General features: G+C 38.7%; 8 protein-coding genes and 1 pseudogene. All 9 read right to left on the bottom strand.

Annotation, left to right across the window (positions count from 1 at the left end):
• Positions 1-122 precede the first annotated feature (122 nt).
• Entirely contained in the window at positions 123-2,399 is a 2,277-nt protein-coding gene (locus BLE01S_RS10475; protein ID WP_066141291.1) for a glycoside hydrolase family 127 protein, read from the bottom strand.
• A 99-nt stretch (positions 2,400-2,498) separates the two neighbouring features.
• Positions 2,499-2,747 carry an LPxTATN C-terminal sorting signal domain gene (locus tag BLE01S_RS21290; RefSeq protein WP_274379915.1) on the bottom strand — a complete coding sequence of 83 codons (249 nt, stop codon included), beginning with the start codon at positions 2,745-2,747 and terminating at the stop codon, positions 2,499-2,501.
• A 252-nt stretch (positions 2,748-2,999) separates the two neighbouring features.
• Positions 3,000-5,438 (bottom strand): annotated as a pseudogene (locus BLE01S_RS10470) (lipocalin-like domain-containing protein); the annotation flags it as partial.
• Between the two features lie 170 nt (positions 5,439-5,608).
• A complete protein-coding gene (arfA, locus tag BLE01S_RS10465) occupies positions 5,609-7,114 on the bottom strand; it encodes an arabinosylfuranosidase ArfA (RefSeq protein ID WP_066141288.1) in 1,506 nt (501 codons plus the stop codon).
• A 39-nt stretch (positions 7,115-7,153) separates the two neighbouring features.
• Positions 7,154-7,420 carry a DUF6171 family protein gene (locus BLE01S_RS10460; protein WP_066141285.1) on the bottom strand — a complete coding sequence of 89 codons (267 nt, stop codon included), beginning with the start codon at positions 7,418-7,420 and terminating at the stop codon, positions 7,154-7,156.
• Between the two features lie 11 nt (positions 7,421-7,431).
• A complete protein-coding gene (locus BLE01S_RS10455; RefSeq protein ID WP_066141282.1) occupies positions 7,432-8,922 on the bottom strand; it encodes an alpha-N-arabinofuranosidase in 1,491 nt (496 codons plus the stop codon).
• Positions 8,923-9,269: 347 nt separating this feature from the next.
• A complete protein-coding gene (gene araA / locus BLE01S_RS10450) occupies positions 9,270-10,697 on the bottom strand; it encodes an L-arabinose isomerase (protein WP_420812700.1) in 1,428 nt (475 codons plus the stop codon).
• A gap of 92 nt (positions 10,698-10,789) precedes the next feature.
• Entirely contained in the window at positions 10,790-11,485 is a 696-nt protein-coding gene (gene araD / locus BLE01S_RS10445) for an L-ribulose-5-phosphate 4-epimerase (protein WP_066141272.1), read from the bottom strand.
• Positions 11,486-11,496: 11 nt separating this feature from the next.
• On the bottom strand, positions 11,497-13,176 hold the full coding sequence (gene araB, locus BLE01S_RS10440) for a ribulokinase (protein ID WP_411825139.1): 1,680 nt from the start codon (positions 13,174-13,176) through the stop codon (positions 11,497-11,499).
• Positions 13,177-13,296: the final 120 nt, after the last annotated feature.

Genomic DNA, 13,296 nt, shown 5'->3' with positions numbered 1-13,296 from the left:
ATCAATCTATTTTACTAAATCGCATTCTAACTAATTTGATGATTATAATCCATCCTTTGTAATGCCTTTCTTTTCTAGCCGTTTTTCATTCATCTTACAACCCTAGAGAATACCTTTATTGTTTATGATTTCTCATTTACAATCCTCACTCCAAAAATCCCACCACTTGCTTTTCCTTCCGTTGTTACGAATGTCACTTCAATTTTTTCTTTGTCTTTGGTCAAGTCAAATGGGATTTCGTAACAAATATTAAAAAGACGATCGCTTCGTTTGCCTTCCATTCTTTGTTCAGCGATTTTGATACCATCCGCTACTATCGTAAAGTCTTGTTCATACCATTTTCCATCAGCAAAAATGAATTTGTCACCATCAAAATATGTGACCTGTAAATACATTTGTTGATCTTGAATCACTGCCATTTCATACCCGAAAAATCCATCATTCAGGCTGTCTCGCCACATTCTTTCGGCAATATTTAAATATCCAGTTTGTGAGTTTTTCGATTTAACTCCATGCTCTACCTCGGGTTGCTGTTCACCAGGTTGAACAAAATCAACTGTTATCTTTCTTAACTTTTCCATTTGCTCCTTCTCATCATCTACAAACGTCTTATAAGTCTCCTCATCCATCATATTCCAATAAATAGTGTATCTCTGATGGTGAAGTTCATAAAAAGGGATAAGTGTCAATTTACTATTTCCGGGCTGTCCCACATGATCCGTTTCGAACTCCAGTGATCCATTGTCAACGCGAGTTATCCATGCCTCAATATTGTCCCTATCTGCAATCAAATTAGGAACATCAATAAGCGTATGATTATTTAATTTTAAATGATCTCCTAAAATATCACTTTCTGGAAAGTCTTTTGTACCAAGTGCTCCAGCCAATACGATCGGTCCATACAGGATCCCAACCTTATTAGGATTATCTTTCGCTTCATAAGTATGAAGGGACATAGGTAAATTAATCTCCATTATATCGCCAGTACTCCAATTTCTTTCGATCATTATATATCCATCATTAGCAATAACATCCACTTTATCGCCATTAATCATTATAGTAATAGGACCTGAAACCCAATAAGGGACGCGAATATGCATGTTTAAAAATGGTGATTCGGCTTTTTCCAATCTTATTACTACCTTCTCTGAATGAGGAAAATCAGTTACCTGACTTAGTTTGATTTTCTTATCATCACTAGTCCACTCGGAAGCAATAAATAAATTCACGTATACCTTTTCATTTTTGCGATAATATATGTTTCGGTTATAGCGTGCAGGATTCTCCATTCCTGTTCCTGTACAGCACCAAAACGAATCATCTGGTGAGTTATATACTTTAAAATGTCCAGGTTGGGTAGAGAGAAAATACATTTTCATGCCGGAATCAGGATCTTGAGAAGCGAGAATATGATTGTAAAGCGCCTTTTCATAGTAATCCATATACTCGGCCTTTTGCTCCCAACTGTACAATATTTCAGTAAGAATAAGCATATTATACGTATTACATGTCTCAGCGGTTTGAACACCTAGTTTTTCTTGATTATGTGGACCAAAATGTTCATAATTACTATTTCCACCCATTATATATGATCGATATTTCGTTACCTGATCCCAAAAGAACAGAGCCATTTTTTTAAATTTTTCATCGCCTGTTGCTTCATAAAGCTTAGCCGCACCAATCACCTTTGGTATTTGAGTATTAGCGTGCATACCTTCAAGTTCATCAAGCCCTTTTGATAATGGGTCAAGCACTTCATGATGACAAAATCGAATGGCCAGTTCCAAATAATCTTTATTTCCAGTTATATTATAGAGGTCGACCATTACCTCATTCATGCCACCATATTCGCAAATAAGCATTTTTTCAAATTGTGCATTATCCAAATGATCTGTTCCTTGTTTAGCCCAGTCAGCAAGCTTTATAACAACTTCGAGAGCCGTTTTATTTCCCACTAAGGAATACACATCAATAAGCCCAGCATAAATTTTGTGAATACTATACCAAGGTACCCAGCTTCCACCAAGGCTGAATCTCTCCACTTCAAATTCGCCAGTGAAAACCCTGTCAAAGCAGTCTTTAGCGAAGCCACTAACATAGTCTTCTGGATCCAAACTTTGTAAATAGGCAAGTTCATTCACGGCATACTTTAGCTTAGCAAGTAAATCTTCGTCTTTGGTCGCTATATACATAGCAGAGGCTGCGGAGAGCCAATGCCCAATGGAATGTCCCGCAATTTGCGTTGCCTCCCATCCACCATAACGAGGTTTCTTTGCTTCGAGCCCGATTGCCTCATAACATGGTGCAATAAGCCTATCAACATCTAAATACAATAAATATTCCTTTCCTTTTTCTTGAGATCGCTTAAAAACACCGTCAAGTAATTTTACATTTCCCATTAAATTAGCCCCTTTATTATAATAATTAATCTAGCAATCTATTCGTTTTTTCTCGGCTAACTAATATTTCCTACAATCAATTACTCTAATTACCGCAACTCATTGCTTTTTTTGACTGCGTATTTTTACTACAAAGAAAGAGACTCCCCCTAACATGATCAATGCGATACCAATGAATAACATATTGTATAAGGATGTTGCTGTGTTAGGAAGCTTCCCCTCTTTGTTATGAGGTTTGCTCACCTCTTTCCCTTTATCTTTTGTCGTTTCTTGAAGTTCATCTTTCTTTTTTTCTTGATCTTTATTATCTTCTTTCGGTTTAGACTCCACCTCTTTTAACCCATCCATCGCTGCTTGTAATGAGGCAATCGCACGTGCAAGAGATTCCTCTGAGTCTATTACATCTAGTTCAGATTCTGCGGTTACAATTGCCGCCTCTAAAGTTTGATAGGATTCAACCGTATATTTATTATTATCATTTTTAATTTTTTTCGCTTCATTTATTAACGCTTCTAATTTTTTCTTATCTATTTCTTTCTTTTCGTCTTCTGTTTTCTCTAAACCGGGAAATTCTCCCGCTTCATAATAATTCTTTATTTCTTTTTCCGACAAAGTCATATTATCATAAATAAGTAACTCATCCATTAGGCCTTTATAAGGGGTATCCCAATAGTTTACTCCTAATGCAAATATGGCATCATTCGAAGTAAATACATTAGGAAAGTCTGTACCAGAAAACTTTTCAACACCATTGATATATACATCAACCTTGCCTTTATCCACATTGAAAGCCATATGTGTCCACTCATTCTTATTCATCGTCATACTTACAGGGGCATCATACCAATTTTCCCCCGACCATAACATCGTTTCTCCATCTACGGGACCTGTTGGTAAAAAACTGATCCAATGATTTGTAGCGGTTGCTCCAAAAAAGGTGGTTGTAAATTCAGTTAGTTCTTCAGGATTTAGCCATAAAGAAACGGTATATTTATCGCTTGAAATTAAACTTTTTGGTAATAAAACACCAGATTGACCATCAAAGAGGGCAGCTTTCCCCTTTTTCCCATCTGAATAAGTAATTGTGCCTCCCATATTGTCCACTTTATCACCAGTAATTGTTCCAGAAGCACCGCTTTTCGTACGGTCTTCTAAATTATCATCAAATGGATAATAGGCAACTAATTTCCCCTCTTTCATAGCTAGGACAACTACATCAAAGGCTTTTGTAGTTGAAATAGCGCCTTTTGAGATCGTAGCAGTGAGGGTAATATGTGCATCCCTTTTATCGGAACCCGGTCGATTGACAACACCTTGTTCGGAAACAATATCAGGATGTGAGGACTTCCAAGAAATTTTCGCATCACCAATACTTGTAGTTGGTAGAGATAAATTAGCCATCACCCCGGTTGTATCGCCTAGACTTAACTCATCTTTGATGATCTCTACAAGCTCCTCATCTGTACGATCTAAGGTTTTAATTCCCCAGATTGACTCCCCCTTATTTGATAAGGCGGTAAATGTCATACTATAGCTTTCAGTAATCGAGTTCCACTGACGTAGAAACATACCTTTATATATATCGTCTCCTATGGTCAAAGTCGCATGATAATCACCTTTCAATTCCCATTTCGCATTATCCAGCCCAGAGACAGTTCCTTCTTCATTTAACAGAATGGTATTGGCTTTTTTTATCACATTCGAATTATCTTTTCCATGATTAACAAATTGGTATGCCCCAACTAAATCCGCTTTATTTACTTTATCAAGTGTTTCACCTGAATAGCGATATGGCGCTACTACTGGCCAACCATCTTCATTCATAAACATTTGATGAATACGAAGTTCATGAGCTTCACCTCTTTGCGGGAAACGTGTATGGAAAACTAAGAGCTGTTGACCAGTTTGTGGGTCAAGATAAACGGAATTATGTCCTGCAGATACATAACCATAGCCAACACCTGTACCTGGATCACCTACTTTTCTTTCAAATAAGAAGTGCCCGATCAGCTTATTTCCATAAGGAGCATGATCTACATTTCCAGGTAAAACAGCGTTTTGGTCCATTGCGTCTACATAAGGACCAGTAGGATTTTTAGACCTAAACAGTCGCATATTATATTCGCCATCTGAAGCTAACCAACCATAAGTTACATACAAATAGTAATAGCCAGTATTTTTATCATAAACAACATAAGGACCTTCCCCTGACTTTCCAAAGCCACCAGATATTTTTGTGCCGAAATATCGATCAATCAGTCTACCATCAGTTGTAGTCCCATCTTCCCTAGGATAAATAGCTTTTCCTGTCACTTTATCGATTTCAAGGATAAAAATTCCTCCGGACCAAGATCCATATGTCATCCATAGCTTCCCATTCTCGTCATAAAACAAATTTGCATCAATTGCATTTGGGAAATTACCGTTCGCATAGGAACCATCCTTATTAAACCAGCTGGAACTTTCGCCACCTAGGATATCGTTATCTACTAAATCTTTGATATTTGTATTTGTCCATTTCTTATTAACCTTGCTATCTTTATCATATGCTTCATCTTTAGTAAAACCAGAATAGATAATTGTATCTACATATGTATAAGGCCCTTCTATATTTTTCGAAACGGCATAACCAATTGCTGAACGAATATATGTAGAGGATGCACTATAATACATCATATAAGCACCTTTTGTTCCATCCTCATTCAGATAGTTTTCATTCCAGAATGCTTCTGGGGCCCATACAGAATATCCACCTTTACTATCAGAGTCATTTTCACCAGCCCAAGCAAACGAACCAGCTAGATTTTTTGACAAGTCCCCATATATCACATTATTAGGCGTAGTATAGCCATTTGTAAAAGTCGTCCAATTCATTAAATCCGTTGACTTAGCAGCATCAATATGTGAACCGAACACATAATACATGTCATCCTTCTTTATAATAGAGGGATCATGAACTGATACTTCCTTGAACACTGGCTTACTCACTTCCTTTGTGTTCGCAAACACAGAACTAGGTATAATGAAAACCATTGCCATAAAACAGATGATCATTCTATAAAAATGATTTTTTTTCATTTGTTTTTCCACCTCTCTATTTATCAATCTGAGGTGCTTCTATTTTTCAATAGATCTACAGGTGAGTGTTTTTATCTGAATTTTCAGTCACTAATAAGCGTCAGGTGGTTTAAATTTCCCACCTGACATTATTACTTCTTCAATCGAATCACATTCCATGATAATTTTGGCAATGTTGCTGAGATAAGACCGTTATCAATTTCTGCATTCCCTCCACTATGAGGAGCTACAGCTTGATTTTTAGCAGAATTAACCTTTTTCAAATCATCATTTTCCAATACGATATGTTCCACAACCTTATAATCTTCGAAATTACGAATATCACATTCTAGTAGTAAGCTGTCTTCCAGATCACGGTTAACAGCGAAAATCGTTAGTTCTTCTTTTTCTTCATTATAAACAGCCGTCGTATCAAGCACTGGAACATCAGTATAATCCTTACTATCATATTTAGGCGTAGAAACGATTGGATTCAATACAGCTCCTCTTCCAAATGTGGAAGCATGCATAAATGGATAGAAGATTGTTTGTTTCCACGCTGGACCATTGTTTTCAGTCATGATAGGTGCTATGACGTTCACGAGCTGTGCAAGGCAAGCAATTTTCACTCGGTCCGCATTTTTTAATAATGTAATGAGCATAGAGCCAACAAGCAATGCATCTTCAAAATTATAAATGTCTTCAAGCTGAGGGGGCGCAATACTCCATGGCTCCATTTTACTATCAGCATCATTGGAATGATACCAAACATTCCATTCGTCAAATGCTAGGTTAATGGTCTTTTTGCTTCGCTTTTTTGACTTGATGTAATCCGCAATAGAAGTGACAGATTTAATGAAATCATCCATTTCAAGCGATCGTGCCAAATAATTCGCTATATCATTATCACGATTTCCATAGTATTGATGCAGGGAGATAAATTCAACATTCTCATATGTATGATCGAGTACTGTTGCTTCCCAATCTGCAAATGTTGGCATCGTCCGACTTGAACTTCCACAGGCTACTAGTTCGATTGTCGGATCAACAAGTTTCATTACTTTTGCTGCTTCATTGGCAATTCTTCCATACTCGACAGCTGTTTTTTGACCAATTTGCCACGGGCCATCCATCTCATTGCCAAAACACCAAGTTTTGATTTTATGTGGATCTTTGTAACCGTGAGAAACGCGTAAATCACTGTAATACGTACCAGATGGGTGATTGCAATATTCTACTAGGTTACGGGCTGCATCCACTCCGCGCGTTCCAAGGTTTACAGCCATATTTACTTCCGCATTGGCAAGCTTCGCCCAATCCATAAACTCATTCGTACCAAGTTCGTTTGTTTCAATCGTTCTCCATGCAAGTTCAAGTCGACGTGGGCGATCCGCTTTTGGACCCACTCCATCCTCCCAGTTATAACCAGAGACAAAATTTCCCCCTGGGTAGCGAACCAGTGGTACATTCAGCTCTTTCACAAGCTCAATCACATCTTTACGGAAACCATTCTCATCTGCATCGGGATGTCCTGGTTCATAAATTCCACCATATACTGCACGGCCAAGATGTTCTACAAATGACCCGTAAATTCGATTATCTATATCTGACACTTTAAAGTCCTTTTCTACGATCATCTTCGCTTTTTTACTACTCATTTTCACTCATCTCCTCTACTGGTATGCCACTTTTTCTATTCACACATGTTCTCTCCATTTTGGATCATGCGGATATGGACAACTCCTTGCAGCTAGCTTTGCATGATAACGAACAAACACGCCATTATGTTTACAAGTAGTACCGTATTGTAAGGAGGGGCAGCTATCACATATACGAAGCCGCTCCTCATAAATAGAATTTGATACAATCGTTTTTCCTAACTCTACTGCTCCTAGAATGATCTCATCCACTACATCATTAGAAATAATGACGCTTTCCGAACATCCTTTGCAAAGGTTTTTCATAGGGATGCACCTTATTTAACAGCTAGAACAACGACAGACATTGGTGGTAGAGCAACGGATAGTGAATGACCTTTTGCCTTCACATCATTGAAAGTAACTGGTTTTACATTTTCTGGTTGTTCAAATGTATTATGGGCATTCATTTCATTAGCGGTTAAAAGTTTCCCAGTAATTTCAGCTGCCTCTAAGTCTATTCCACGAAGATCTACATCAATATTAGCGCCATTTTGATGATCAAGATTACATAGACTAATATGCACTACATCGTTTTCGTCTTTAGAAGCAGAGACACTTGTTTGCGGCAATGACTGACCATCAAATTCATACGTATCAAAATTTCCATCAACCGATAATAATGTAGCATCATGATGTACCTTAAACATTTCAAATACATGGTAGGTTGGTGTTAATAGCATTTTCTCGCCTTCGGTCAAAATCATTGCTTGCAAAACATTGACTGTTTGCGCAATATTCGTCATTTGTACACGATCAGCATGCTCATGGAAAATATTAAAATGAATACCCGCTACAAGTGCATCACGGATTGTGTTTTGTTGATATAGGAATCCTGGATTTGTGCCTGGCTCTGGATCAAACCAAGTACCCCACTCATCAATAATCATGCCGATTCTTTTCTCAGGATCATACTTGTCCATAATCGTGCTATGTTTCGTAATTAATGTGTCCATATGAAGCGCTCTTTGCAACGTAATAAACCATTCGCTTTCCGGGAAATCTGTAGCTGAGCCTTTCCCTTCCCAGAAATCTCCTGGAATCGTGTAATAATGGAGACTAAGACCATCCATCAACCAAGAAGCATTTTTCATTAGTACTTCCGTCCAATTATAGTCATCCACATTCGCTCCGCCGGCGATTTTATAGATACGATTATCCCCATAATTCCGCACATAGGTTTGATATTGACGATAAAGATCTGCATAATACTCGGGACGCATATTTCCTCCGCAACCCCAGTTTTCATTACCAACACCAAAGTATTTTAAATCCCAAGGCTTATCTCGACCGTTTTCTTTCCTCCAGTTCGCCATTGGTGATTCACCATCAAATGTCATATATTCAACCCATTCGGACATTTCTTGAACTGTTCCGCTTCCAACGTTTCCACAAATATACGGCTCTGTATCAAGCATCTCACAAAGCATCATAAATTCATGTGTACCAAAATGGTTGTTTTCAACGACACCGCCCCAATGTGTATTAACCATTCTTTTACGGTCTTCACGAGGACCGATTCCGTCTTTCCAATGATATTCATCGGCGAAACAACCCCCTGGCCAGCGTAAAACAGGAATTTTTAAATTCTTCAAAGCCTCTAGCACATCATTACGAATACCATTTGTATTTGGAATAGGTGAATCTTCGCCAACCCAAATCCCTTCATAAATTCCTCGTCCTAAATGCTCAGCAAAGTGCCCATAAATATTTTTATTAATAACACCTTTTCCGATATCTGCATTGATTACAACCGTATTTTTCTTCATCCTAATCTCCCTTTTGAAAAATAATATGTAGGCTCGTTTTTCATGACAACCCTATCATTCAAATTATTAAAAATTATTGGCCGTTTTCGTATATATAGTTATTAACTCGCAGTCAGATTCACTTTGCGCACTTAGGCGACCTGTGAGCCTTCTCCCTCGTACCTTGAGGGCACTTGAAATCTTTCTATTTTTAAAGAATGGTGCTAGAACTTTTAGCAGGCTCCGTTGATTGGAGCGTAAGGCGGCGACTCCTGGGTGATTAGCGTGACAGGTGGGATTCCGTAGGAGCGCAGCGACGAGGAAGCTCACCGCAGCCCCCCCCGGAAAGCGTCCGCCTGAAACGCAAATCAACGATAAATTACGTCATTCCAACGCAATTCATTTTGAAACGCATGTGTATTTGTTTCGTTGTTAATTAATACAGATTCAATACCAACAAGCTCTGCAAAATCTTTTAGCTGTTCTGGTGTAACTTTGTATGAGAAACATGAATGGTGTGCACCACCAGCCATAATCCAATTTTCCGCTGCCTGAGCAAGGGATGGTTGCGATTTCCATAGTACTCGTGCAACCGGAAGATTTGGCATATCTTTTTCTACCTCCACTGCATCCACTTCATTAATTACCAAGCGGAAACGATGACCAATGTCAATAATAGATGCATTTAATGCAGCACCACTTGCACCATTGAATACGATTCTAGCTGGATCTTCCTTGCCACCAATTCCTAAAGGATGAACTTCAATCGTTGGTTTTGTCGCTGCTATTGTCGGACATACTTCTAGCATATGTGATCCGAGCACAAGCTCATTTCCAGGTTCAAAATGGTACGTATAATCTTCCATAAACGAAGTATCTTTACCATCGGCAATAATTTTCATTAAGCGAACGAGAGCAGCCGTTTTCCAATCCCCTTCACCAGCAAATCCATAACCTTGTTCCATCAGTCGTTGAACAGCCAGCCCTGGCAGTTGGCGCATACCGTGCAAGTCTTCAAAGGTTGTTGTAAAAGCAGTATAACCGCCTTCTTCTAAAAAGGATTTCATCCCAATTTCAATTTTTGCTTGATAGCGAATGGACTCTATATCGGAGTCTCCCTTACTGACAATGTCGTATTTCTCTTTATATTCATCCATTAACTGATCGATTTCTTGATCTGATACATCATTCATGCGCTGAACAAGATCGCCAATTCCATATCCATTTACTGTCCAACCTAGTTGAATTTGTGCTTCCACTTTATCGCCTTCTGTTACAGCGACCTGGCGCATATTATCTCCAAATCGAGCGACTTTCAAATTCTGACTTTCACTAAAGGCAACAGCAGTCCGCATCCAAGCACCAATTCGTTCAACTACTTCAGCGTTCTCCCAATGACCAACAACTACTTTTCTTGTGACATTCATTCTACTACCGATAAACCCAAATTCACGATCACCGTGAGCAGATTGATTTAAGTTCATAAAATCCATATCGATACTATCCCATGGAATGTCACGATTAAATTGTGTATGTAAATGTAATAGTGGTTTGGTTAATGCATTCAAACCTGAAATCCACATTTTCGCAGGTGAAAATGTGTGCATCCAAGTAATAATACCTGCACAGTTTTCATCTGCATTTGCTTCAAGAAACAATCTGCGAATGGCATCAGACTCTTTTACAACTGATTTAAAAACCACTTTGTAAGTTGCTGATGGATCATTGTCAATTCCTGTAGCGATTTTTTTTGAATGCTCTTCCACTTGTTGTAGTACATCTTCCCCATATAACATTTGGCTACCTGTTACAAACCAAAATTCATAAGATTTCGTTTTTAACAAAGGAATTCCCCCTAGGTTTATAGTATGAATAATGCTTATCTGAATTAATTTTGTCCGTAATAAGCCTTCGGTCCATGTTTACGTAGATAATGCTTATCTAAAAGAAATTGGTCCATTGCTTGTACTTGAGGATTTAGTTGAAACGTATGAAATGCCATTTTGGCCACTTCGTCCAAAACTACCGCATTATGTACAGCCTCATACGCATTTTTCCCCCAACAAAATGGAGCATGTCCAGAAACAAGTACACCAGGCATTGCCTTCGGATCTAGGTCAAGATTTCGGAAGGTCTCAATAATGACATTTCCTGTTTCTAATTCATAAGCCTCTTCTATTTCTTTTTGTGTTAGTGGGCGCGTGACTGGAATTTCTCCATAATAATAGTCAGCATGTGTTGTTCCAAGTGCTGGAATAGGTCTTGAAGCCTGCGCCCAACTTGTCGCCCAAGGAGAATGGGTATGAACAACTCCCCCTATCTCACCGAATGCTTTATAAAGTGCAAGATGTGTCGCTGTATCAGATGAAGGACGCAATTCTCCTTCCACAATATTCCCTTCTAGATCAACAACAACTAGATCTTCCAGTTTTAAATCCTCATAAGCCACACCACTTGGCTTAATGACAACAAGTCCTTGTTCACGGTCAATCCCACTCACATTTCCCCAAGTAAAAGTTACAAGTCCATGTTCAGGAAGTTGTAAATTTGCTTCCAATACTTCCTTTTTTAATGTTTCAAGCATTGTCATTCCTCCTATTTCAAATTAGAGGCTGTTCTTTTAATATTCTTCAATGTTTTCATCACATCATTTTCGCCACGCCCAAAGTAATCATATAGCTCCTCATATTCTGCATAAAGCTGTTCGTAAACTTTGGCATTCTGCGCTATTGGTTTATATGTTTCCTCTTTCACTCCACCCATTACTTTTGCTGCTTCTGTAATATTGTCAAAACCGCCACGGTCACTGCCAGCAGCAACTGCCCCAAACATAGCAGACCCCAATGCCGGCGTTTGCGAAGATGCTGAAATCTTAATTTCCATGTCTAACACATCTGCGTAAATTTGCATCATCAATGCGTTTTTCTCAGCAATTCCACCGCATGCATAGACTTCATCGACAGGGACACCATTATCTTGGAATGCCTCTACGATAATTCTCGTTCCATAAGCTGTTGCTTCAATTAATGCTCGATATATTTCTTCCGGCTTCGTCAATAACGTCGATCCTATTAAAACCCCAGTTAAATCTGCATCCACAAGTGTCGATCTATTTCCATTCCACCAATCCAAAGCTAGGAGACCGCTTTCACCAACCTGAAGTTTACTTGCCTTTTCTGTTAGTAAGACATGGATGTTCAAGTCTTTTTCTTTTGCTTCTTCATAATAACTAGCAGGGACACAGTTTTCGATAAACCACTCGAAATGATCTCCTACACATGACTGACCTGCCTCATAGCCCATATATCCTGGAAGCACACCATCTTCTACAACCCCACACATACCTGGAACAATTTTTTCTTCTTCTCCAAGTAAAATATGACATGTAGACGTTCCCATAATCATCAGTAATTTTCCTGGTTCAGTAATCCCCACTGCTGGAATCGATACATGTGCATCCACGTTGGCAACAGCAATAGCTGTTCCTTGATTTAGGCCAATTAATTCAGCCGCCTTTTCCGTTAGTTCACCCGCTTTAGAACCAATAGCGAAAATGTCATTTGAAAGCTTCTCTTCCACCACATTTTCTAATCGTGGATCAAGTGCTTTAAAAAACTCATTTGAAGGATATCCTTCTTGCTTATGCCAAATGGCTTTATAACCTGCTGTACAACTATTTCTACTAATGCTTCCTGTTAGTTGGGAAATTACCCAGTCTGTTGCTTCGACTACTTGATCAGCCGCTTCGTAAATTTCCGGAGCTTCATTTAAAATTTGCCACACTTTTGGTATCATCCATTCCGATGAAATCTTTCTACCATAGCGTTTTAGAAACTCTTCCCCTCGTTTTTCGGCAATTTCATTCAATCGATTTGCTTCATCCTGTGCAGCATGGTGCTTCCATAGTTTTACATAACTATGCGGATGGCCACTCCACTCATCTGTCATACAGAGGGGAGTGCCATCCTTTTTAATTGGCAAGACCGTACAAGCTGTAAAGTCAATACCAAGACCAATAACATCATTAGCAGATACACCAGATTCTCGTAATACTTTTGGTATAGTAATCTCTAAAACTTCTAAATAATCATTGGGATGCTGTAATGCCCAGTCATCCTCAAGCTTAGTCGTTCCATCGGGCAGAAATTCATCCATGACCCCATGCGTATATTCTTTCACGGCAGTAGCAACTTCTTTCCCTGAATCTACTTCTACAAGTACTGCTCGTCCTGATAGACTTCCGTAGTCAACGCCGATTGTATATTTGACCAAAATAATTCATCCTTTCATTTCATCATTTACAACACGTTCGTCCAAGTAATGATAAGTAATACCTAACTTGTACGTATAACACTTTCCTCCATATTATCATTTAAAAAGCTTTTTTCAATCAAA

It is taken from the genome of Lederbergia lenta NBRC 16444 (assembly GCF_001591545.1).
Taxonomy (GTDB): Bacteria; Bacillota; Bacilli; order Bacillales; family Bacillaceae_C; genus Lederbergia; species Lederbergia lenta.
The sequence above is the reverse complement of the archived record's forward strand: the minus strand, read 5'-3'. Positions and strand labels throughout refer to the sequence as shown.

Coding starts and splice junctions, on each gene's coding strand:
- araD (WP_066141272.1), bottom strand. CDS start 11,485: ATGCTTGAAACATTAAAAAAGGAAGTATTGGAAGCAAATTTACAACTT.
- BLE01S_RS10475 (WP_066141291.1), bottom strand. CDS start 2,399: ATGGGAAATGTAAAATTACTTGACGGTGTTTTTAAGCGATCTCAAGAA.
- BLE01S_RS21290 (WP_274379915.1), bottom strand. CDS start 2,747: ATGGATGGGTTAAAAGAGGTGGAGTCTAAACCGAAAGAAGATAATAAA.
- BLE01S_RS10455 (WP_066141282.1), bottom strand. CDS start 8,922: ATGAAGAAAAATACGGTTGTAATCAATGCAGATATCGGAAAAGGTGTT.
- araA (WP_420812700.1), bottom strand. CDS start 10,697: ATGTTATATGGGGAAGATGTACTACAACAAGTGGAAGAGCATTCAAAA.
- arfA (WP_066141288.1), bottom strand. CDS start 7,114: ATGAGTAGTAAAAAAGCGAAGATGATCGTAGAAAAGGACTTTAAAGTG.
- BLE01S_RS10460 (WP_066141285.1), bottom strand. CDS start 7,420: ATGAAAAACCTTTGCAAAGGATGTTCGGAAAGCGTCATTATTTCTAAT.